20 protein-coding genes are annotated in these 20,595 nt (G+C 71.6%); 6 read left to right on the top strand and 14 right to left on the bottom strand.

The window, feature by feature from the left end; genetic code table 11:
* Positions 1 to 24: 24 nt before the first annotated feature.
* Genes IEY88_RS12020 through IEY88_RS11990 form a run of 7 tightly spaced genes read right to left on the bottom strand, consistent with a single transcriptional unit; the run spans position 25 to position 6,087 of the window.
* Positions 25 to 696 (bottom strand): SDR family oxidoreductase, encoded by a 672-nt coding sequence (locus IEY88_RS12020; protein ID WP_189154774.1) that lies wholly within the window; start codon positions 694 to 696, stop codon positions 25 to 27.
* The gene (gene rfaE2 / locus IEY88_RS12015) at positions 696 to 1,970 is read right to left on the bottom strand and encodes a D-glycero-beta-D-manno-heptose 1-phosphate adenylyltransferase (protein ID WP_189154773.1); all 1,275 of its coding nucleotides are present in this window, start codon (positions 1,968 to 1,970) and stop codon (positions 696 to 698) included. The genes IEY88_RS12020 and rfaE2 overlap by 1 nt, the downstream gene beginning before the upstream one ends.
* Positions 1,967 to 2,542 carry a D-sedoheptulose-7-phosphate isomerase gene (locus tag IEY88_RS12010; RefSeq protein ID WP_189154772.1) on the bottom strand — a complete coding sequence of 192 codons (576 nt, stop codon included), beginning with the start codon at positions 2,540 to 2,542 and terminating at the stop codon, positions 1,967 to 1,969. Before IEY88_RS12010 ends, rfaE2 begins: the two co-directional genes overlap by 4 nt.
* Positions 2,539 to 3,738 carry a glycosyltransferase gene (locus tag IEY88_RS12005; protein WP_189154771.1) on the bottom strand — a complete coding sequence of 400 codons (1,200 nt, stop codon included), beginning with the start codon at positions 3,736 to 3,738 and terminating at the stop codon, positions 2,539 to 2,541. Before IEY88_RS12005 ends, IEY88_RS12010 begins: the two co-directional genes overlap by 4 nt.
* A complete protein-coding gene (locus IEY88_RS12000; protein WP_189154770.1) occupies positions 3,735 to 4,595 on the bottom strand; it encodes a glycosyltransferase in 861 nt (286 codons plus the stop codon). Before IEY88_RS12000 ends, IEY88_RS12005 begins: the two co-directional genes overlap by 4 nt.
* Complete coding sequence (locus IEY88_RS11995; RefSeq protein ID WP_189154769.1) at positions 4,592 to 5,575, bottom strand: glycosyltransferase family 9 protein; 984 nt, start codon at positions 5,573 to 5,575, stop codon at positions 4,592 to 4,594. The genes IEY88_RS12000 and IEY88_RS11995 overlap by 4 nt, the downstream gene beginning before the upstream one ends.
* Positions 5,572 to 6,087, bottom strand: a complete 516-nt coding sequence (locus IEY88_RS11990) for a D-glycero-alpha-D-manno-heptose-1,7-bisphosphate 7-phosphatase (protein ID WP_189154768.1) — start codon at positions 6,085 to 6,087, stop codon at positions 5,572 to 5,574. Before IEY88_RS11990 ends, IEY88_RS11995 begins: the two co-directional genes overlap by 4 nt.
* Before the next feature lie 158 nt (positions 6,088 to 6,245).
* Between IEY88_RS11990 and IEY88_RS11985 the strand changes: the two genes are divergently transcribed.
* Positions 6,246 to 7,589, top strand: a complete 1,344-nt coding sequence (locus IEY88_RS11985; protein WP_189154767.1) for an aldehyde dehydrogenase family protein — start codon at positions 6,246 to 6,248, stop codon at positions 7,587 to 7,589.
* Here IEY88_RS11985 and IEY88_RS11980 read toward each other — a convergent pair.
* The 5 genes from IEY88_RS11980 to IEY88_RS11960 are packed head-to-tail and all read right to left on the bottom strand — an operon-like array spanning position 7,573 to position 13,077.
* Positions 7,573 to 8,787 carry a UDP-glucose dehydrogenase family protein gene (locus IEY88_RS11980; protein ID WP_229693302.1) on the bottom strand — a complete coding sequence of 405 codons (1,215 nt, stop codon included), beginning with the start codon at positions 8,785 to 8,787 and terminating at the stop codon, positions 7,573 to 7,575. The two genes, IEY88_RS11985 and IEY88_RS11980, sit on opposite strands and share 17 nt — an antisense overlap.
* On the bottom strand, positions 8,748 to 9,650 hold the full coding sequence (locus IEY88_RS11975) for a glycosyltransferase family 9 protein (RefSeq protein WP_229693301.1): 903 nt from the start codon (positions 9,648 to 9,650) through the stop codon (positions 8,748 to 8,750). Before IEY88_RS11975 ends, IEY88_RS11980 begins: the two co-directional genes overlap by 40 nt.
* A complete protein-coding gene (locus IEY88_RS11970) occupies positions 9,647 to 10,546 on the bottom strand; it encodes a glycosyltransferase family 2 protein (protein WP_189154766.1) in 900 nt (299 codons plus the stop codon). The genes IEY88_RS11975 and IEY88_RS11970 overlap by 4 nt, the downstream gene beginning before the upstream one ends.
* Positions 10,543 to 12,138 (bottom strand): carbamoyltransferase family protein, encoded by a 1,596-nt coding sequence (locus IEY88_RS11965; protein WP_189154765.1) that lies wholly within the window; start codon positions 12,136 to 12,138, stop codon positions 10,543 to 10,545. Before IEY88_RS11965 ends, IEY88_RS11970 begins: the two co-directional genes overlap by 4 nt.
* A gap of 9 nt (positions 12,139 to 12,147) precedes the next feature.
* On the bottom strand, positions 12,148 to 13,077 hold the full coding sequence (locus tag IEY88_RS11960) for an NAD-dependent epimerase/dehydratase family protein (RefSeq protein WP_189154764.1): 930 nt from the start codon (positions 13,075 to 13,077) through the stop codon (positions 12,148 to 12,150).
* Between the two features lie 172 nt (positions 13,078 to 13,249).
* On the opposite strand from IEY88_RS11960, the gene IEY88_RS11955 reads away from it, so the two are divergent.
* Genes IEY88_RS11955 through IEY88_RS11945 form a run of 3 tightly spaced genes read left to right on the top strand, consistent with a single transcriptional unit; the run spans position 13,250 to position 15,826 of the window.
* Positions 13,250 to 13,792 carry a hypothetical protein gene (locus tag IEY88_RS11955; protein ID WP_189154763.1) on the top strand — a complete coding sequence of 181 codons (543 nt, stop codon included), beginning with the start codon at positions 13,250 to 13,252 and terminating at the stop codon, positions 13,790 to 13,792.
* Between the two features lie 10 nt (positions 13,793 to 13,802).
* Positions 13,803 to 15,449, top strand: coding sequence for an AbeC-like domain-containing protein (locus tag IEY88_RS11950; protein WP_189154762.1), 1,647 nt, complete (start codon positions 13,803 to 13,805; stop codon positions 15,447 to 15,449).
* Positions 15,450 to 15,463: 14 nt separating this feature from the next.
* A complete protein-coding gene (locus IEY88_RS11945; RefSeq protein ID WP_189154761.1) occupies positions 15,464 to 15,826 on the top strand; it encodes a hypothetical protein in 363 nt (120 codons plus the stop codon).
* Between the two features lie 6 nt (positions 15,827 to 15,832).
* Here the strand turns inward: IEY88_RS11945 and IEY88_RS11940 are convergent, their stop codons facing one another.
* Complete coding sequence (locus IEY88_RS11940) at positions 15,833 to 17,608, bottom strand: sugar phosphate isomerase/epimerase and 4-hydroxyphenylpyruvate domain-containing protein (RefSeq protein WP_189154760.1); 1,776 nt, start codon at positions 17,606 to 17,608, stop codon at positions 15,833 to 15,835.
* Positions 17,598 to 18,446 carry a shikimate dehydrogenase gene (locus IEY88_RS11935; protein WP_189154759.1) on the bottom strand — a complete coding sequence of 283 codons (849 nt, stop codon included), beginning with the start codon at positions 18,444 to 18,446 and terminating at the stop codon, positions 17,598 to 17,600. Before IEY88_RS11935 ends, IEY88_RS11940 begins: the two co-directional genes overlap by 11 nt.
* Positions 18,447 to 18,555: 109 nt before the next feature.
* On the opposite strand from IEY88_RS11935, the gene IEY88_RS11930 reads away from it, so the two are divergent.
* Both IEY88_RS11930 and IEY88_RS11925 read left to right on the top strand, forming a co-directional pair.
* Entirely contained in the window at positions 18,556 to 19,200 is a 645-nt protein-coding gene (locus IEY88_RS11930; RefSeq protein ID WP_189154758.1) for a TetR/AcrR family transcriptional regulator, read from the top strand.
* A 75-nt stretch (positions 19,201 to 19,275) separates the two neighbouring features.
* Entirely contained in the window at positions 19,276 to 20,580 is a 1,305-nt protein-coding gene (locus IEY88_RS11925; RefSeq protein WP_189154757.1) for an MFS transporter, read from the top strand.
* Positions 20,581 to 20,595: the final 15 nt, after the last annotated feature.

Below are 20,595 nucleotides of genomic sequence, written 5' to 3'. Positions count from 1 at the left end.
ATCGAATGGACTTGCGGGACACGCCTATGGCCAGGACGGTTCCTCGGCGTGGGCGACGACGAGTTCCCTGATCTCGCAGTCCTTCGGCTGTTGCAGCGCGAAGACGATCGCCGCGGCGACGCGGTCCGGCGGGTTCAGCTTCGACAGGTCCTTCGGCCGGTACTGCTCGGTCCGGTCGTCGAAGAAGTTCGTGCGCATCCCGCCCGGGACCACCAGCGTGACGCCGACCCGTCCCGCGGTCTCGGCGGCGAGTGCTCGGGTGAACCCGACGACACCGAACTTCGAGGCGCAGTAAGCGGTCGCGTCGCCGACGGCGCGCAGCCCGAGCGTGGACGCGATCGTCACCACCCGGCCTTCGCCCAGGTGCGGCAACGCCGCCCTGATCACGGCCGCGGTGCCGAACAGGTTGACCTGGACGACCCGTTCCCACTCCTCCGCCGGCACCTCCTCCAGCGAGCCGCACCGGTCGATGCCCGCCGCCGTCACCACGGCGCTGAAACCACCGTGCCGTTCGGCGAGTGCGCGCACGGCGGCTTCGGCCGCGCGTCCGTCCGCCAGGTCCGCCAGCTCGAAGTCCGCCTCGGCCGGCGCCGACTTGTCCAGCACCAGCGGCGTTCCCCCGGCGTCGCGCACCGCCTCGACCACGGCCGCGCCGAGCCCTCCCGCGCCTCCGGTCACCAGCACGTTGCCCTGCATCACGTCCTCCTCGTCAGGATCTCGGTCGTCGAACGGCCGCGGTGGTACGGCACCACGACGCTGCGCCCGCCCCAGCGCCGCACGACGGCGGCCTCCGGCAGCTGGTCCGCGGTGTAGTCCCCACCCTTCACCCAGACGTCCGGGCGCAACCGGCCCAGCACGCGCTCCGGGGTGTCCTCGCCGAACACGACCACGTCGTCCACGGACTCCAGCGCGCGCAACACCTCGACGCGGTCGGCCTCGCGGTTGACCGGCCTGCTCTCGCCCTTCAACCGCCGCACGGACAGGTCGGAGTTGAGGCACACCACCAGGCAGTCGCCCAACGCGCGCGCTGCCGCGAGCATCCGCACGTGTCCGCTGTGCAGGACGTCGAAGCACCCGCCGGTGGCGACCACGGTCCCGCCACGGCTGCGCACGGACTCCACAGTGGACGGACGCGGGGCGGACATGCCGGAAACCCCTCCTGAGGCGAGGAATCCGGCCGCCGACGCCACTGCGGCGGCCACCGCCTCGTCCGGTGCCGCACCGCTGCCCAGCCGGGCGGCGGCCGTGACCGCGAACCGGTCGCCGGCACCGCACGGATCGGCCACCGGGACCATCGGCGCCGGTACCGCGACCGGTGTCCCTCCGGAAAAGATCAACGCGCCGGCGCCTCCCATCGTCACGACGACCGCCCGTGCCCGCCAGCGGGACAGCAACTCACGCGCCGCCCCCTCCGGATCGGCCGTGCCGCTGAACGTCGTGGCCTCGGACAGGTTCGGCGTCGCCAGCCGCACGCCCGGCACGGGGGCCGGACCGCGCGGGTGGGGGTCCCAGACGACCGGGACGCGGGTGAGCGCCGACCGCAGCCGTTCGTCACGCAGGAACCCACGGCCGTAGTCGGACGCCAGCACGAAGTCGGCGGAGAGCACCAGGTCCAGCATGTCGTCCGTGATCTCCGGGACGCCGGCACCGCCCCGGTCCATCCGGGCCAGAGACGTTCCGCCGCACCGCAACCGGGTCTTCACAGGGATCGACTCCGTGCGGCCGTAGAGTCCCGGCACCTCGACCAGGGACCGCAACCGCTCCCCCGCCTCGTCGCACGACAGCGCGCTGACCAGCGTCACGTCCAGGCCGTCCCGTGCGGCCATCGTCGCCGCCAGTGCCGCTCCACCGGGCCGAGCATGTTCGGCCGCGACGTCCAGCACCGGTGCGGGAGCGTCGGGACAGAGCCGCTCGACGGTGCCCTCGACGTCGACGTCGAGCAAGGAATCGCCTACGACGACCAGCTTCACGACACCCTCCGCACGGACGCGGGCAGCGCGGCCTCGAACGCCTCGCACAACGCATGGACCACCACCAGTTGTGCCTCCTGCACGTGACACGCGTTGCCGGGCAGGGCGAGCGTGTCGTCGGCGAGTGACGCCAGGGGGTTCGGCAACGCACCAGTCAGTGCCCACACGGTCGCCTCGGCCCGTCGCGCGGCGTGCGCGGCCTCCAGCAGGTTCGGGCTGCTTCCGCTGGTGGACAACAGGATCACGAGGTCACCCGGCCGTGCGTGGGCGGAGACCTGACGGGCGAACACCTGGTCGTAGCCGTAGTCGTTGGCTATCGCGGTGATGCTGGAGGTCTCGGCGCACAACGCCAGCGCGGAGAACGGCGCGCGGTCGTGCCGGTAGCGGCCGACCAGTTCCGCGGTGAGGTGTTGAGCCTCCGCCGCCGACCCGCCGTTGCCCGCCGCGAGCACCCTCCCACCGGCTCCGAGCACTCGCGCGAGCAGAACGCCCCAGTGGTGGATGCGCGGCGCCTGGGCGCGGAGGCCCGCCAGCGTGCCCGTGAGTCCGTCCAGATGGCTCTCGACCGTCATGGTGCCACCGCCAGTTCCTCGCTCGCGCGCGCTCGTTGGTAGACGAGTTCTGTGCGGGCGGCGATGGCCTCCCACGTGTACCGGGCGTCCACGCGGTCCTTGCCCGCGATGCCGTAGGTCAGCCCGCGATACGGATCAGCGAGCAGCGTGCGCAGTGCGCGACCGAGGCTCCGCCGATCCCTGGGCGGTACGAGCACACCCGTCACGCCGTGCACCACCGTGTCGGTCAGACCGCCGACCGCGGACGCGACCACGGGCACACCGCAGGCCATGGCCTCCAACGGAACGATGCCGAACGGTTCGTACCAAGGCACGCACGCCACGACATCCGCGGACCGCAGCAGAGCGGGCATGTTCGACCGCGCGACCTGCCCGGCCAGGTGCACGCGGTCCGCCACGCCGACCGCCTCCGCGCACGCGCGCAGCCGTCGCGCCTCCGGGTCGGACCGCAGGTCGCGCGGCCCTCCCACGATCACCAGCTCGGCGTCGGGAACGAGCGGCAGCGCACCGACCAGGTCCGCGAAACCCTTGCGCGGCACCAGCCTGCCGACCGACACGATCCGGTGGGGCGCGGTGCGCCCGCGCACGGGGCCGTCCACGGCGAACAACTTCGTGTCGACCCCGCACGGGACGACCGTGATCTTCTGCCGCCGCACCCCCATCACGAGCAGTTCCTCGACCTCGTCGTCGCACGTCGCCAGCACGACGTCCGCGTCGCTGCCGATCAACCTCTCCACCGCGATCCGGTCGGGCGGGCTCGTGTCCCGCGCGCCCTGGTGACGGCGCTTGACCGTGCCGAGGGCGTGGTAGGTGTGCACGACCGGGATGTGGCTGTGCCGCGCGGCCAGCACCGACGCCAGCCCGGACATCCAGAAGTGGCTGTGCACGACGTCCGGCCGCCGGTCCTGCCAGTCGTTCACCAGGAAGCGGGAGAAGGAGGTCATGTGCGGCAGCAGGTCGTCCTTGTCCATCCGCTTGGCGGGCCCGGCCGGCACGTGCACCACCTCGTAGCCGTCGGGGGCGCCGACTCGGCGGGGCAGCGTCCGGCCGTCCCGCCGGGTGTAGACCGTGACCTCGTGGCCCCGGCGCACCAGACCGGCGGCCAGCGCGGCCACGTGCACGTTCTGCCCTCCCGCGTCGGCATCTCCCAAAGCCGCGAGCGGGCTGGCGTGCTCCGACACCATCGCGATCCTCATCCGATCACCTCCTCCAGCAGCACGTCCCAGTGGCGCAGGAACGCGTCGAGCCCGTAGTGGGCCAGCGCGAACTCGCGGGCCCGGAGTCCTTTCTCCCTGGCGAGATCCGGGTCGGCGATCAGCTTCCGCGCCGCACGGACCAGCTCCCCCACGTCCGCCGACGCCGTGCCCACGTCCGGGGGCACGGCTCGGACCGCCTCCGTGCTGGCCAGGGCGACGACCGGCATGCCGAGGTGCATCGCCTCCAGCAACGACAACCCGAGCGACGTCCAGCGCGCGGTGTGCACGTAGACGCGGCGGCGAGCGAGTTCCCGATGCAGCGCTTCGAGTCCGTGGTCTCCTCTGCCGCCGATCTGCTCGGTGCCCATGCCGAACACGTCGATGGGGTCGAACCTCGGCAGCAGGTCGGTGCCCACGATCCGGCCGCGGCGGACGGGTTCGTTGATGACCGCCGCCGCTCGGGGGAGCTCTCCGCTGTAGAGCGGTCCCGGGTCGACCACGCCGTGCTCGACCACGACCGTTCTCGTCTTGCCGCAGTCCCACATCAGGTCGTTGAAGTGCGTGACGTGGACGATCGTCCCGTCCCAGTCGGCGAGCGGGTGCTCCTGCGAGGGCCTGCTCGGCGTGTTGTGCTCGAGGTAGACCACCGGGACACCGGCCGGCACCCAGGAGAGCTCCTCGGTCCGTTGCACGACCGCGATGTCAGCGTCCACTTCGGACGGATCGACCTCGGTGGCGCGCCACGGGCGTCCGGCGAGGCCGATGCCGTGCGGTGGCCCGGGAATCAGGTAGTCGTGCCGCCCCTGGACGAACGAGTGCGTCCACGATCCGTGCACGTGCCAAATCAGGATCTTCACGCCGTCACCTCCTCCACCGCCGCCACGACTTCGGCCGGGTCCACCAGGTCGAGGCACGGGTGTCCGGACACCGGGCATTCGCGTGCTCTCGTACCGCGGCAAGGCGCGTTCTGGTCACCGAGCAGCACGTGCCGCCCGTGCGGTGCCCACCTGGCCGCCGGGACGACGGGGGCGAACAGCGAGACGACCGGGGTGCCGACCGCGGCCGCGAGGTGGGCGGGGCCGGTGTTGCCGACGACGACGGCGTCCGCACCGGCCAGCACCCCGGCCAGTTCCCTCAGGCTGGTGCGCCCGCCGAGATCGGATCCGCACGCGCCCGCGACGTGAGCGGTCAGCTCGGCCTCGGCCGGGCCTCCCGTGACGACCACGCGGTGCCCGGCCGCGGTCAGCGCGACCACGGCCTTCGCCCACCGGTCGGGCGACCAGGTGCGGGCGGGCGCCGACGCACCGGGGTGCACCACCACGTACGGATGGCCTTGTCCTGTTCTGGGCGGAGCGACGACGGCCAGGCCGCCGTCGTCACCGTCCGGCAGCTCGAACCCCGCGGCCCGCGCGACCTCCAGCGCCCGCAACGCTTCCGGAACGTCCGGATCGCCGGTCAGACGTACGTCCAGCAGCGAACCGGGGTAGTCGTCCGACCGCGCGACGATCTTCGGAACGCCCGCGAGCCGCAGCATCAGGGCCAGCGGCAACGGGCTCTGGTGGAACGAGGTCAGGACCAGCGCCACGTCGGCGCGGACGCCGTGCACCAGCGCGATGACCGCCTCGACGTCGAACGGCCGGACGTCGGGGGCGGGGAAGGCGATCCACGGACACTCCCACTCGATGATCCGCGTGACACCGGGGAGCAGTTCCGCGGCCCGGACACCGTTCGGGCCGCACAGGAGGACGACGTCCCCCGCTGTCGCCGCCGCGCGCACCGCCGGTCCGGCCAGCAGCACGTCACCGTCGCTGTCCAGACGGGCGACCAGCGTCCTCACAAGATCATCTCAATCGCGGCGCGCAGGGTCGGTGCGGTGCGCGGCGCACGCTCGACCTCGTCCTGCCTGGTCACGGCGGTGGGTACCAGTACGGACCACGCACCGGCCGCTTCGGCGGCCAGCACGTCCGCGCCGATGTCCCCCACGACGACCGCTCGTGCCGGCCGCACGTCCAAGGCCTCGCAGGCGGCGAGAACCAGCCCGGGAGCGGGCTTGCGGCACGCGCAGCCGTCGGCGGGGTGGTGCGGGCAGATCTGCCAGGTGCCGAACCTGCCGAGCAGCTCCTCGACCCGTGCGTTGACCGCGCCGACCTGCGCGGCGGTCAGCAGCCCCCGGCCGATGCCGGACTGGTTGCTCACCACGCCGGTGCGCACGCCCCGGGCCCGGAGATCTCGCAGGACCCCGCGAGCACCGGGCATCAGGGTCACGCGCGCCGGGTCGCCGTTGTAGGGAACGTCCCGGATCAGCGTGCCGTCGCGGTCGAAGAGGACCGCGTCGAAAGGCTCGTCCATAGAGGAGAGTTAGCCGAGAAAAACCGCTTGAAACGCTACTCGGCGAAGCGGTTCACGGGCACCTGGCGGGGCTGTCCGCGCCTACAGCACCCGCTGTCGGTCACCGAGCGTGACCTCGCGTCGATGTTTCCGGCGGCGCTCACGGGTACCCGACCGCCATGACCGCCATCGACGTCCGCAGCCCGCGCGACTCCCAGCTCGTCGGACGGCTTCCCGCCAGCACGACACCGGAGGTCTCGGCGGCGCTGACGACCGCGCGATCCGCCTGGCCGGGATGGGCCGCCGCACCCGCTGCCGAGCGTGGCGCGGCAGTCCGGGAGGCGGCCGCGTCCGTGCGCGCACGGGCGGACGACCTCGCGGCGATCCTGGAGCAGGAGACGGGACGACCGTTGTCCTCCGCGCGGGAAGGAGTGCTCGCGGGAGCGTCGACGCTGGACCAGTACGCCGAGCTGGGTCCAGTCCATCGTGGACGGTCGCTGCTCGGATCGGCGGTCGACTTCATGGTGCCCGAACCGCGCGGTGTGGTGGTGGCGCTGACGCCGTGGAACGACCCGGTCGCCGTGGCCTGCGGGCTGCTGGGCGCCGCCCTGGTCACCGGGAACGTCGTGGTGCACAAGCCGAGCGAACGCTGCCCGCACACCGGTTTGCTGCTCGCGGACGTGCTGGCGCCGAGCTTCCCCGCTGGCGTGCTGCAGACGCTGGTCGGTGACGGTGAGATCGGTGCCGCGCTGGTGGGTTCGCCCGGGGTCGACCTCGTGGCGCACGTCGGCAGCACCGCGACCGGGCGGTCGATCGCCCGCGCTTCCTCGGCGAAGCTGTTGCTGGAGAACGGGGGCAACGACCCGTTGCTGGTCGACGACGACGTGGATCCCGTGTGGGCGGCGGAGCAGGCGGCGCTGGGGGCGTTCACCAATGCCGGTCAGCTGTGCACGTCGGTCGAGCGGATCTACGTGCACGAGGCGATCGCGCCGGTCTTCCTCGACGCGTTGTGCGCCAAGGCACTCGAGTGGAACGGTGATCCGCAGCCGTTGGTCGACACCCGTCATCGTGACTTCGTGCACGAGCAGGTGGCCGACGCGGTCAGCTTCGGAGCACGTGCGCTGACGGGTGGCGTCGTCCCGTCCGGACCGGGGGCCTACTACCCGGCGACGGTGCTGGCGGACTGTTCCGCGGACATGCGGATCATGCGCGAGGAGACCTTCGGCCCGATCGCGCCCGTGCAGCTCGTGTCGTCGTTCGACGAAGGCCTGGCCGCGGCCTGCTCCGGTGAGTACGGCCTGGCCGCGACGGTGCTGACCGCGTCGATGGAACACGCCCAGGTCGCGTGGCGGGCGCTGCCGGTGGGCACCGTGAAGGTCAACGCCGTGTTCGGCGGGGCACCCGGCGGCGCAGCCCAGCCCCGTGGCGCCTCCGGCACGGGGTTCGGCTACGGACCGGAACTGCTCGACGAGATGACCACGACCAAGGTGGTCCACCTCGGCGTTCCTACCGGCCGGTCCTGATCAGCCGGAACCCCGCGTCCTCGACCTTGTCCCGCGGCACGACGTTGCGCGTGTCGAAAAGCAGCGGGCACCGCACCCGCTCCGCCAGGTCGGGCCAGTCCAGCTCGGCGAACTCCGGCCACTCGGTCAGCACCACGAGGACGTCCGCATCGGCCGCCGCCTCGGCCGCGCTGTCCACCACCGCGACACCGGGCTGGTTCTCGGTGACGCACGGGTCGTAGGCGGTGATCTCGGCGCCCTCCTGCGCGAGCACGGCCGCGACGACGAGCGCCGGCGAGTCGCGCAGGTCGTTGGTGCCTGCCTTGAACGTCAGGCCGAGCACCCCGATCCTGGCGCCCGCCAGCGGTCCGGCCTCCGCGCGGATCCGGTCCACGACGCGTCGCGACTGGTGCCGGTTCGTGGTGATCGCCGCTTCGAGGGTCGCGAAGTCGACGCCCACCGTCCGGGCCGTCGCGAGCAGCGCCAAGGTGTCCTTGGGCAGGCACGAGCCGCCCCAGCCCGGCCCGGGGGCCAGGCACGACGCCCCGATCCGGTCGTCGAGCCGCATGCCCTCGGTGACGCCGTCGATGTCGGCGTCGAGCTGCTCGCACAGTTCGGCGAGGGTGTTGACGTAGGACAACTTCAGGGCCAGGAAGCCGTTGCTCGCGTACTTCACCAGTTCGGCGCTCGTGTTGTCGGTGAGCACCACCGGCGCGCGGGTCCCCGCGTACAACTCGGCCACCTCACGGGCCTGCCGTTCGTCCTGGGCGCCGACCACGATCCGTTGCGGCCGCAGGAAGTCCTCGACGGCGTGGCCCTCGCGCAGGAACTCCGGGTTCGACACGACACCGGGATGCCGCGCGGCGGTCCCGACCGGCACCGTCGACTTCAGCACCACCGGGAACTCCGCCCTGCCCAGCACCTCCTCGACCGCGGACAGGTCCGCCGAGCCGTCCGGTCCGGCCGGCGTCTGCACGCAGACGAACGTGAAGTCCACATCGGACAGTGCGCCGCCGTGGACGAACCGCAGCCGGCCGCTGTCCAGTCCCTGCGCGACGAGGTCGCCCAGGCCCGGTTCGTGCAGGCCGACCTCGCCCGCGTTCAGCGCCCCGACCTTCGCCTCGTCGACGTCCGCGCAGACCACCTCGTGGCCCAGGTGCGCGAAGCACGCGGCGGTCGTCAGACCGACGTATCCCGCGCCGATGACACCGATTCGCACAACGCACCTCCTGCCGCGTCCAGGACTTCGCCGACCGTGATGCGGAGCAGGCCGGGATCCGGCTCGTCCGCGAACGTGTCCCCGGTCTCGCCGTGCCACAGCACCTGGTGCGGGCCTCGCCGCGGCCCCCAGAGCCGTGGCGGCACGGGACCGAACAGCAGGACCGACGGCGTCCGGTAAGCGGTGGCGACGTGCGCCACCCCCGTGTCGCCGCAGATCACCAGCCTGGCGGTGGCGACGAGGTCCAGGAGCTCGGCGAGGGTGCCGCTCACCACCGCGGGTCCGACCTGCCGGGCGAGGTCGTGCTCCCCCGGGCCGGCCGTGACGACGGCCCGGGGGCCCAACGCCCGCACCACGGCCGCGTACCTCTCGGCCGGCCACCTCCGCGCGCCGGTGCTCGCGCCGGGATGGACCACGACCCGCTCCGTGCGCGGTCCGGCGGGGGTCAGCCGGAAGTCGTCGGGATCGCACCGGATCCCCCTGCCCTGCAACAGATCGCACCACCGCAGCACCTCGTGCCGTTCGGCGGGCCACTCGGTCGCGATCACCCGCTCGTCCGAGTATCCCTGACGCGTGTAGGTGATCAGCTTGCGCGGCTCGGTGGCCAGCAGCCTCTCGACGCTCTGCGGCCCGGGGCCGTGCAGGTTGACGGCGAGGTCGGGCCGCTGGAAGTCGATCGGGGCGAGTTCCGGGGTCGGCAGGAACCGGTCCACGGCGTCGATCCGCGCGACGACGTCCGCCAACCACTCCGGCGCGGCCAGGGTGATCTCCGACCGCGGGAAGGCCGTCCGCAGGCCCCTGAGCGCGGGTACCGCCGTCAGCAGGTCGCCCAGTCCGAGCGCCCTGAGCACCAGGATCCTCACGGACGTGCCCGCCGGTGCCGGATCTCGCCCAGTACCCGGTGCCAGCACGCGACCGGCGGGATCAGGGCGCTGGTCACGGCCATCCGTGCGATCTCGCCCCACGTCCTGGGTCCGGGCGCGATCCGCTCGGCGGCGAACCACGCGGTGCGGCCCACCCACACCAAGGCGAGAGCCGCAGCCGGTCCCCGCCGTCCGGAGACTCCACAAAGGACGGACAGCAGCCCGGCGGCGGTGGTCACCGCGTGCGACCGCAGCCGTCCTCGCTTCCCGCCGATGCGCGAGCGCCACCGCGCCCCCGCCAGCCGGCGCATCAGAGCGTCGTCGGCGTTGCCGCGCTGGTCGCGCACACTGGTCAGGAACGTCGCGGGCTTCACCGGATGTGTCGTCACCCGGGATCCCCGCACGATCCGGTACCCGAGGTCCTGCACGCGCAACGCCAGTTCGGCGTCCTCGCGGTAGGCGCGCGGGAACCGTTCGTCGAAGCCACCGGCCCTGGCCAGCGCCGCCCGCCGGTAGGCCATGTCCGCGGTGATCCAGTCCGCGGTGGCGAGGCCTGCCGTGCCTCGTTCGGCGTCGGTCGGTTCTCGGTCGGCGGGCAGGGGCACGACGATCCGGGCCTGGCTCGCGCCGACGTCGTCGGGGAGGCCGTCGAGGTCGGCGCTCAGCCGGGCCTTCCAGTCCCAGGCGAGCACCACGTCGTCGTCGAGGAACGCCACCCAGTCGCCGCACGCCTCCCGCCACCCCGTGTTGCGCGCCGCCGCCGGGCCGAGGCCCGTCTCGCGGTCGTCCACCACGATGATCTCGCACGGGTCGGGGCCGGTGCCCTCGGCCAGCGACTCCAGCAGGACGTCGAGGTTCGGCCGGCCCACCGTGGGGATCACGACGGAGTAGCTCATCGGCGCACCAAGAACGGGCCGATGGCGAGCAGGTCGATCGGCGAGGACCCGAAGCACTCCAGCGCGTCGCGCGGGGTGTCGACCATCGGCCGGCCGGCGGTGTTGAGGCTGGTGTTCACCACGACCGGAACGCCGCTGCGCGCCTCGAACTCGTGCAGCATCCGTTCGAGCAACGGGTCGCCGGAGACGGTCTGCGCCCGCGCGGTGCCGTCCACGTGCACCACGGCGGGGATCCGTTCCGTCCACTCCGGACGAACGTCGTGCACGAACAGCATGTACGGACTGGGGATCGGCCCGCGCGTGAACACCTCGCTCGCGCGTGAGGCCAGCACCATGGGCGCGACCGGCCGGAACTGCTCACGGCCCTTCACGTCGTTCAAGCGGGTCAGGTTCTCGGCGAAGCAGGGGTTCGCGAACAACGACCGGCGGCCGAGCGCGCGGGGACCGTACTCGCTGCGGCCCTGGAACCACGCCACGATCTTGTCGGCGGCCAAGGCCTCGGCGACCTCCAGCGCGACGTCCGACGACCTCTTGTACGGCACCGCGGCGGTGCGCAGAGCCGACTCGATCTCCTCGTCGGAGAAGCCCCGGCCCAGGTCGGCGCCGGGCATCGGCGCGACCTCGTCCGTGCTGACCGCCATGGCCGCGCCCAGTGCCGTGCCGGAGTCGCCGGCGGCGGGCTGGATCCAGACCTGCTCGAACGGGCCCTCCGCGAAGATCCTGGTGTTCGCGACGCAGTTCAGCGCCACGCCACCGGCCATGGCGAGCCTGGTCTCGCCGGTGTGGGTGTGCAGCCACCGCACGAGCTCCAGCAGCACCTCTTCCAGGCGCATCTGGACGCTGGCGGCGAGCTCGGCGTGTTCGCGCGTCAGGTCTTCGTCCTCCGACCGCCGCTTGGCGAGGGTGTTCCAGTCAACCGGGCGGATCTGGAAGCCGCCCTCGTGCACGACGAAGTGCTCGCGCATCAGGTCGAGGTGCGTCGGCTTGGCGTGCGAGGCGAGGGCCATCACCTTGTACTCGTCGCTGGAACGCAGGAAGCCGAGGTGCTCGGTCAGTTCCTCGTACATCAGGCCGAGCGAGTGCGGAAGCCGCTGGGACGCCAGGGTCGTCAGCGTGTGGCCGACGTACCGGCCGGCGAGGTGCGAGCCGCACTCGCCGCGGCCGTCGGCCACGAGCACGGCGCAGTTCCCGCCGAACGGTGCCGCGAGCCCGGCGGACGCGGCGTGCGCGACGTGGTGCGGTACGAACCGCACGATCTCGGGATCGAGGCCGGGCAACGAGGTCGCGAGGAACTGCGGGGCCTGGCGCGCGTAGGTCGTCCGGAGTTCCTCCCACGGCGCGTACTCGGCGTCGACCAAAGTGGGGTCGTACGAGTACGCGACGGCGTCGAGGTCCGCCGCGGTGAGCCCGGCCTGGTCCAGGCACCAGCGCGCGGCCAACTCCGGCTGTTCCCACGCGGAGAACGGCACCGGTCGCTTGCCGTGTTTGCGGCGGGAGAAGCGTTCCTCCTCCGCCGCGGCGACGACGACTCCGTCGATCACCAGCGCCGCCGCCGGGTCGTGGAAGATCGCGTTGATCCCGAGAACTCGCATGACCTGCGGCTACCCGGCGAACTTCCCGGCAAACGAACGAAGTCCGTCCTCCAGTGAGATCCGCGGTTCCCAGCCTAGGACCTCCTGTGCCAAGGCGATGTCCGGCCGCCTGCGGCGGGGATCGTCCACCATCGACTCGACGTGCCGCACGCACGACGAACTGCCCGTCACCTCGATGCTGCGGTGGGCGACGTCGAGGACGGTGACCTCGTCGGGGTTGCCGAGGTTGATCGGCCCGGGGTGGTCGCTGCGCGCCATCGCGAGCAGGCCGCGCACGAGATCGTCCACATGGCACAGTGACCGGGTCTGCAGCCCGTCGCCGTGCACGGTCAACGGCTCCCCGGCCAGCGCCTGCCGCAGGAACGTCGGGATCATCCGGCCGTCGTGCGCGCGCATCCGCGGCCCGTAGGTGTTGAAGATCCGCACGATGCCCGCGTCGACCCCGTGCTCGCCCCGGAACGCCACGGTCAGCGCCTCCCCGAACCGCTTGGCCTCGTCGTAGACGCTGCGCGGCCCGATCGGGTTCACGTGGCCCCAGTAGGACTCCCGCTGCGGGTGTTCCTCCGGGTCCCCGTACACCTCGCTGGTCGACGCGACGACGATCCGGCATCCCTTGCGGCGGGCCAGGTCCAGCGCGTGGTAGGTGCCGAAACCGCCGGTGCGCAACGTGTCCACCGGCGTGCGCAGGTAGTCGGCGGGCGACGCCGGGCACGCGAGGTGCAGGATCAGGTCGACCGGCCCGAGCAGGTCGAGCGGGCGGGTCACGTCGGCGGTGACCACCGAGACGCCGTCGGGCACGTTGCGCAGCGAGCCGGTGCGGAACGAGTCCACGCACACCACCCGCTTGCCCTCCCGCAGCAACGCGTCGCAGACGTGCGAACCGAGAAAACCCGCGCCTCCCGTCACCACCACCCGGTCCGGCACCGCTGTCGTGGCCATCACGGCTCCCGTCGCGTGGAATCCTCTTCGGTCGCGATCGGCTACCCGTGCCGGATCGCGGCAAACTGATCCGGAACCCGTCACTCCTACGCCGATCGGCCGTCGCCGGGAAACGGCCGGGAGTTCTAGGTTTGCTGGTGTGACCGGGCAGGGGGAACCTCATTCACGGCGCATGTTCGCGCCTGGCGTCACCGTGCTGGCGGGCTTCGTGCTGCTGGTCGGCAACCCCTGGCTGAACCTGGAGATCGCCCGCGTGACGGTCGGTGCCGACTCGATCTTCCGCTTGGTCGGCGTGGTGGTGGCGTACCCGGTCTGGCACGTGGACGTCGACCGGGCAGGGCCGTTCCTGTTCTGGTTCGCGAACCTGCGAACGGCGCTGTTCGTGCTGCTGGCCGTCATGGGGCTGTCGAGGGTGCGGCGCTGGGTCGCCGAGACGGCGGGCGGCGCCGGTCTGTTCGTCACCACTGTCGGGCTGACGACGCTCAGCGCCGTGTCCGCCGGCCTGCTCTCCGCGCTGGTCACGGTCGCGTTGTTCGACGCGCGCACGACTGCCTCCTACGTCGGCGACTCCGAGGAGTTCTTCCTGACCCAGCTCGGCTCGTCGGCCTTGTTCGGCGTGCTGTTCGGGTCGGTGCTCGGCGCCGTCGTGGCCGCGCAGCGCAGGAGACCGGTGCGCCGCGAGCGTCCTGCCAACGCACCGAAGTCGTTGTGGTGAAGGGGAAACGATGAGCCGGCCGACCGCTTTCTCCCCTGACGACACGACCCGGTACCTGTGCGTCGCGGCCAGGACCGACGAGGCCTTCGCCGAGCGGATGACCAAGGCCCTGGTCACCGACGACCTGCACGCGGTGGCCCCGTCGGTCGGGTTCTCGCTGCGCCCGGTGCTGCTGCACGCGCTGGCCGGCGTCCGCCAGCGCCGGGTGCGCGACTGGGGCCTGCTCGCGGCGACGGCGCTGGCCCTCGTGCTCTCTCCACTGTGGACGGTCTTGGCCCTGCTGCTGGTCCTCCCGATCGCCAGTGCCATGGCCAAGCGCGCGGCCGAGTCCCGCAGGCTGCGCGACGTCGTCACGGCGCTCGGCGTGCTGGCGGTCCTGCTGCTGGTGACCGTGTCGATCGTGTCCGCGCTCGGCACCACCCCGGCGGCGACGCGGTCCCGGCCACGCCCGGAGCCCCCGGTCGACGACTGGCTGGTCGGCCTGCCCTGGCTCGCCCTGCTGACCGTCCTCGGCATGTACGCGCTGGTCGTCTGGAGCGAGTGGCATACCCGCCAGACTCTGCTGAGCGAGCTCACCCGTGCCGCGTTCCGCCCGGAATCCGCACCCTCACTGCCGGCGAGCCAAGCCTGGCTCGCCGACCGGCTGGCCGCGATCGACGAGACCGAACGCGGCAACGTCACGGTCTACGACGGCTTCGCCCCGTTCATCGGCCACGGCCCGCTCGTGTCGACGTGGTCGTTCGCCCTGCCGTCCCTGCGCCCCGGCTCCGAGGGCAGCACCGAGAGCGTGGTGCCGCTGGACGCCGTCGAACTGGTCGCGCACGTGCGGGACCGCTTGGCGGGCATCGGTGTGGAGCCCGACGAACTGCCCGGCCTGGTGCTCACCGAACGCGCGTTCGTCAGCGGCAACGCCCTCACCATGCACCCGGCCCTCCTGCCGGAACGCGACCAGCCGCCGTTGCCACAACTGCCCAGCGAGGACCTCGCCCGGCTCGCCGCACGTCCCCACGGCTCGGCGAGGCACTACCTCTGCGCGCAGGTCCCGTCGTGGGGCAGCGAGGTCGTCGCCAGCACGTTCCTGCACTTCTCCACCGACGGCAGGCTTCTCTACCTGCAGTGCGACCGGACCGTGCTGGGTCCGCTGTGGCAGCAGTACCACGACGTCGACCGGATCAGCCCGGTGCTCACCGCGGGCGCGATCGGCCGCATGCTCGCCCGGGCGGCGAGCGGCCTGTCCAGCGCCGTGCCACGTGCCCCGTTCCGGGTGGTGCGCGACCTGACCTTCCACTGGCGCTGGCAACGGCACCGAACCGTGGAACGCGCGATCGCCCAGCAGGACCTCGGCTACAGCTACGGCGCCCGGTTCAGCGTCCGCGAGGAGGCCACGGACGCCAACTACCACAACTACTTCCAGAAGACCGACGCCGCGAAACACCTCAAGCTGATCGAACGGCACGTGCTGGCCGCTCTGCTCGACTTCCTCGACGAACGCGGCGTGGACACCACCGAGTTCCGCCACCGCCAGATGACGATCCTCAACCAGGGCGTCATCCAGACGGGCGGCATCAGCAACGTGGGCAACCAGGCCATCGGCAGCGAGGCCACCGCCACGACGCACTTCCCCACTCCCGAGCCCGCCGCGGGCAAACCGACGTGACAGAAGGATTCCCCATGCCGGACAACTCCCCGAACTACGGCATCCAGCAGTCCGGCGGGGTGAGCAACGTCGGCAACCAGGCGGTCGGCCAGCACGCCCGCGCCATCAGCCACGGCCTCCAGTTCACCGCCGCGCCGTCGACCGGCGACCTGATGACCCAGCTGATGACGTTGCTGGAACGCCATCGCGCGGAGCTCCCCGACTCGGTCGACGAAGCCGCCGCGGAACTGCAGGACGAACTGGAGTCGCCCGAACCCGTTCGCGGTGTGATCGCGCGGGTCCTCGAGCGGCTCAACGGCATGGTGAAGCCGGTGGCACCGCTGGTCGAGACCGTGGGTGAGCTGACGAAGGCGGTCGACACGGCGTTCGGCGGGTGACTCGCCTCAGCCCGTGCCGGCGGCTCTCCGCGCATCGTGATGGGCCGCCATGCGCACGGGTGCGTTGACCACACCGAACCCGCTGTAGCCGCCGATCCGTTGCACCACCTCGAAGAACACCCTCGCGCCCACCAACTCGGTGTAGAAGTGCAGGTACTCACCGCGTTCGTCGCGGTCGTACAGCACCGAGTGCTCCCGCAACGCGTCGAGACGATCGGTGGCCATGCCCGTGCGTGCCGCGAGGTCGTCGTAGTAGTTGTCCGGGATGCCGAGCAGGTGGGCTCCCGACTCGCGCAGTGCCTGGGCGCACGCGACCGCGTCGGCACAGGTGAACGCGATGTGTTGTGGCGCCTCGACCGCGGGCGCCCACCCGCCACGGCGCACCAGCGCGGCGTCCAGGGTGAGCCGCACCCCGCCGCCGCTGACACCTCGGCCGCGCACCAGGCCGAACGGGGCCGCGAACTCCGCGGTGACACCGGGCTCGAGACCCAGCACCGAACGGTAGAACAGCGTGGCCTCGTCGAAGTTGTCGAACGGCTGGGTGAGCGCGACGTGGTCGATCCCGGTGATCCCCGCACCCGGCGCGGACTCCCCCGTTGGCAGGAAGTCGCCGGTCCAGTCGTCGTCCGCGCACAGGAAGATCTGCGTCCCGTCGGGCGCGGCAATCGCGGTCAGCGGTGCCTCGTCCGGCCCGGCCGTCCGCTCCAACGGCGGTGCGAGCAGTACCTTCGCGCGCTGGGCCGCCGCTGCCGGGTCCTCCACCGAGAGGCCGAGAGCGCCGATCGCGCCGGGTTCTCCCCGAGCGTTCACCAGCACACGTGCGTCGCCCTGGGTCCACAGCTCCACCGGTTTCGAACGGTGCACGCCTGCTCGGGTGAAGCCCAGCGCGGCGAGGTCCGACTCCCCCACGACCTCGGCGAAGGCGTAGCCGCTCAGGTCGGGTGCGGCCGGAACGTCCAGCAGGCCCAGCGAGTCCTGCAAGCTGATCAGCGACCGCATCGCGTCGACCGCGGCACGGTAGGGGTCGGACTGGCGGAAGACGTCGTTGAACACCTCGAGCGAGAGCGGGCCGCGGTAGCCGGCGTCGAGCACGTTGCCGGTGAACGTCCTCAGGTCGAAGTCGCCCTGGCCCGGGAAGAGCCGGTGATGACGGCTCCACTGCAGGACGTCCATCGGCAACGTCGGCGCGTCGGCCAGCTGCAGGAAGAAGATCTTCTCGCCGGGGATGGCGCGGATCGCCCGCGGATCGTCCCCTTTGGACAGGATGTGGAAGCTGTCGAGGCACACGCCCAGCGCCGGGTGGGCGGCGCGGCGCACGATCCGCCACGCGTGCTCGTAGCCGTTGACGTACCTGCCCCACGCCAGCGCCTCGTAGGCGATGCGCAGGCCGCGTTCACCGGCACGGGTGGCAAGCAGGTGCAGTTGTTCCGCCGCGAGATCGTCGTCGTCGATGGCGTCCGGCGACACAGACGAGCACACCAGCACGGTGTCCACACCGAGCTCGGCCATCACGTCGAACTTGTGCTCGGCGCGGCGCAGGTTGGCGGCGAGCACGTCCGGCGGCACGGCCTCGAAGTCGCGGAAGGGCTGGTACAGGTCGATGGTCAGGCCCAGGCCGGCGCAATGCCGCCGGATCTCCGCCGGGCCGCGGCGGGACGCGAGCAGGTCGTTCTCGAACAGCTCGACACCGTCGAAACCGGCCTTGGCGGCCGCGGCGAGCTTGTCGTCGAGCGTGCCGGACAGGCACACGGTGGCGATGGCGGTACGCGGGTCAGGACGCATGCGCGGGTTCTCCCTCCAGCTCCTCGAAGTGCGCGAGCATGCGGTCGGCGTCCGGTTCGGCGCCGGTGAACAGCCGCAGCGACTCGGCGGCCTGCAGCACGACCATCCCGCCGCCGTGCAGCACCCGGCAGCCCTTCGCACGAGCCACCGCCAGCAGCGCGGTCTCCAGCGGCCGGTAGACGATGTCCGCGACCCAGAGTTCCTTGCGCAGCAACGACTCGTCGATCGGCAGCCCGGGATGTGCCGCCATGCCGGTGGGCGTCGCGTGGACGAGTCCGTCGGCGGTCCGCACGGCCTCGGGACCGCAGGTGACGGCCCGGCCGGCGCCGAACCGGCGTTCCAGCGCCTCCACCAGTCGTTCGGCGCGTCCAGGATCGACGTCGTGCACGCCCAGGCGGCCGGTGCCGAGCGACAGCAGCGCGTGTCCCACCGCGGCACCCGCCCCGCCCGCGCCGAGCAGGACCACGTCGTTCATGCGCGCGTCCGGGAGGCCCCGGCGGAGGCTGCGCGCGAAACCGGTGGCGTCGGTGTTGTGGCCGATCGCCCTGCCGCTCCGGAAGACCACGGTGTTGACGGCGCCCAGTGCTTCCGCCTCGGGGACCAGTTCGTCCAGGTGCGGGAGGACCGCCTGCTTGCCCGGATGGGTGATGTTGAGGCCGTGGAACCCTTCGGCCCGAGCCGCGGCGAGCACCTCGGCGACCGGTTGCCGGAGCATGTCGAGGTCGAGCAGGCGGTAGGTGTAGGCCAGCCCGAGTTCGCCGGCCTCGCGTTCGTGCAGCGCCGGGCTCAGCGACGGGCCGATGCCAGAGCCGACAAGCCCGATCAGGTAGTGGGTCACCCGGCCCTCCCCGTAATGTACGAACTAGTGAGTTCACGGTAGCGCACCGGGCCCGCCGCCGGGAAGGCCCTAGAATTGGCTGGTCATCCGCAGAACCGAAGGGGGCCCGGTGGCCGCACCGTCGTCATCCGATGCCGAGCGCCAGCGGGACAAGGACCGCACGCGCGCCGACATCCTGGACGTTGCCACCCGGGAGTTCGCCGACAAGGGCTACACGGGCGCGCGCGTCGACGAGATCGCCGAGCGCACCAGCACGACGAAACGGATGATCTACTACTACTTCGGCGGCAAGGAACAGCTCTACATCGCGGTCCTGGAGCGCGCCTACCTTGCCATCCGAGCTCTCGAGGCCGAGCTCGACGTCGAGCACCTCGCACCCGAGGACGCCATCCGCCGGCTCGCGGAGCTGACCTTCGACCACCACGAGGCGCACCCCGACTTCATCCGGCTCGTCAGCATCGAGAACATCCACCGCGCCGAGCACATCGCGCGCTCGGAGGTGCTGGCGGGCCTCGCGAACCCGGCACTCGACGGCCTGACGCAGATCCTCGAACGCGGCCGCGCGGAAGGCCGCTTCCGCGACGACGTCGACCCGCTCGACGTGCACATGGTGATCAGCGCGTTCTGCGTCTTCCGGCTCGCGAACCGGCACACGTTCGCCGCGATCTTCGGGCGGGACATGCTCGACCCGTCCCGGCGCGAGCACCACCGACGCATGCTCGGTGACATGCTGGTCGACTACCTGACCAGCTGAAATCTGACCCTTGACACACGGGGGTGGCGTATCCGACCTTGTATTAACTAACTAGGTCGTACATGGGAGTACGCCGTGACCACATCGATGGCCCGCAAGACTGCGCTGGCAGCCTGGATCGGCAGCGCCCTCGAGTACTACGACTTCTTCATCTACGGCACCGCCGCCGCGCTGGTGTTCAACAAGGTCTTCTTCCCCGCCACCTCGCCGGCCACGGGCACCCTGCTCGCCCTCGCCACGTTCGGCGTCGGTTACCTCGCGAGGCCCCTCGGCGCGTTCGTCCTCGGCCACGTCGGGGACCGCTTCGGCCGCAAGAAGGTCCTCGTGTTCACGCTGCTGCTCATGGGCGTGGCGACCTTCGCCGTCGGCTGCCTGCCGACCTATGCCACCGCCGGTGTGCTGGCGCCGATCCTGCTCGTCGTTCTCCGTCTGCTGCAGGGACTTTCGGCGTCGGGTGAACAGGCCGGCGCGAACTCGATGTCGCTGGAGCACGCGCCAGAGCACCGCCGGGCGTACTTCACCAGCTTCACGCTCAGCGGCACGCAGGCCGGGCAGATCCTCGCCACGGCGATCTTCCTGCCCGTGGCCGCGCTCCCCGAGCAGGACCTCCTGACGTGGGGCTGGCGCGTGCCGTTCTGGTGCAGCGCGGTCGTCGTGGTGGTCGGGCTCGTCATCCGCAGCAAGATCGACGAGACCGCGGAGTTCAAGCGCACCAAGGTGGCCAAGCTGCCCGTCGCCGTGTTGTTCCGCACGCACTGGGCCGACGTGCTGCGCGTCGTCGTCGCGGCCACCATCGCCTCGGTCAGCACGATCTTCACCGTCTACGCCCTGAGTTACGCGGTGAACACGATCGGACTGGCACGCACACCCATGCTGTGGGTCGGCGTCCTCGCCAACGTCGTCGCGCTGGCCGCGATCCCTTTGCTCGCAAGCCTTTCCGACCGAGTCGGCCGCAAACCCGTGTTCCTGGCCGGCTGCGGGGCGTGCGCGATCTTGATCTTCCCCTACCTGTGGTCGATCTCCATCGGCTCGTACGGGCTGGTGTTCGCGCTCGGCATCGTGCTGTTCGGAGTCGCGTACTCCGCCATCAACGGCATCTGGCCCTCGTTGTACGGCGAGATGTTCAGCACCGAGGTGAGGCTGTCCGGGATGGCGATCGGCACGCAGATCGGTTTCGCCATCGCAGGTCTCGCCCCCAGCGTCGTAGCGGCGATCGGCTCCGGTCGTGACGACTGGATCGGCGTCGCGATCTTCACCGCAGCGGTGTGTGCGCTGAGTGCCGCAGCGATCGCGACAGGCCGTGAGACGTTCAACGCCCCACGGCGGAACTCGGTCGCACGGCGCAAGAATCACACGTTCCCGCAACGGCCTGAGGTGTAGCCGTGCGCGCCTCGG

Origin of the sequence: Lentzea pudingi (genome assembly GCF_014646255.1) — a bacterium.
Taxonomy (GTDB): Bacteria; Actinomycetota; Actinomycetes; order Mycobacteriales; family Pseudonocardiaceae; genus Lentzea; species Lentzea pudingi.
This window is presented reverse-complemented; position numbering and strand designations above follow the sequence as displayed.

Coding starts and splice junctions, on each gene's coding strand:
- IEY88_RS11985 (WP_189154767.1), top strand. CDS start 6,246: ATGACCGCCATCGACGTCCGCAGCCCGCGCGACTCCCAGCTCGTCGGA.
- IEY88_RS12010 (WP_189154772.1), bottom strand. CDS start 2,542: ATGACGGTCGAGAGCCATCTGGACGGACTCACGGGCACGCTGGCGGGC.
- IEY88_RS11960 (WP_189154764.1), bottom strand. CDS start 13,077: ATGGCCACGACAGCGGTGCCGGACCGGGTGGTGGTGACGGGAGGCGCG.
- IEY88_RS11955 (WP_189154763.1), top strand. CDS start 13,250: ATGTTCGCGCCTGGCGTCACCGTGCTGGCGGGCTTCGTGCTGCTGGTC.
- IEY88_RS11970 (WP_189154766.1), bottom strand. CDS start 10,546: ATGAGCTACTCCGTCGTGATCCCCACGGTGGGCCGGCCGAACCTCGAC.
- IEY88_RS12005 (WP_189154771.1), bottom strand. CDS start 3,738: ATGAGGATCGCGATGGTGTCGGAGCACGCCAGCCCGCTCGCGGCTTTG.
- IEY88_RS11940 (WP_189154760.1), bottom strand. CDS start 17,608: ATGCGTCCTGACCCGCGTACCGCCATCGCCACCGTGTGCCTGTCCGGC.
- IEY88_RS11965 (WP_189154765.1), bottom strand. CDS start 12,138: ATGCGAGTTCTCGGGATCAACGCGATCTTCCACGACCCGGCGGCGGCG.
- IEY88_RS12020 (WP_189154774.1), bottom strand. CDS start 696: ATGCAGGGCAACGTGCTGGTGACCGGAGGCGCGGGAGGGCTCGGCGCG.
- IEY88_RS11945 (WP_189154761.1), top strand. CDS start 15,464: ATGCCGGACAACTCCCCGAACTACGGCATCCAGCAGTCCGGCGGGGTG.
- IEY88_RS11950 (WP_189154762.1), top strand. CDS start 13,803: ATGAGCCGGCCGACCGCTTTCTCCCCTGACGACACGACCCGGTACCTG.
- IEY88_RS11990 (WP_189154768.1), bottom strand. CDS start 6,087: ATGGACGAGCCTTTCGACGCGGTCCTCTTCGACCGCGACGGCACGCTG.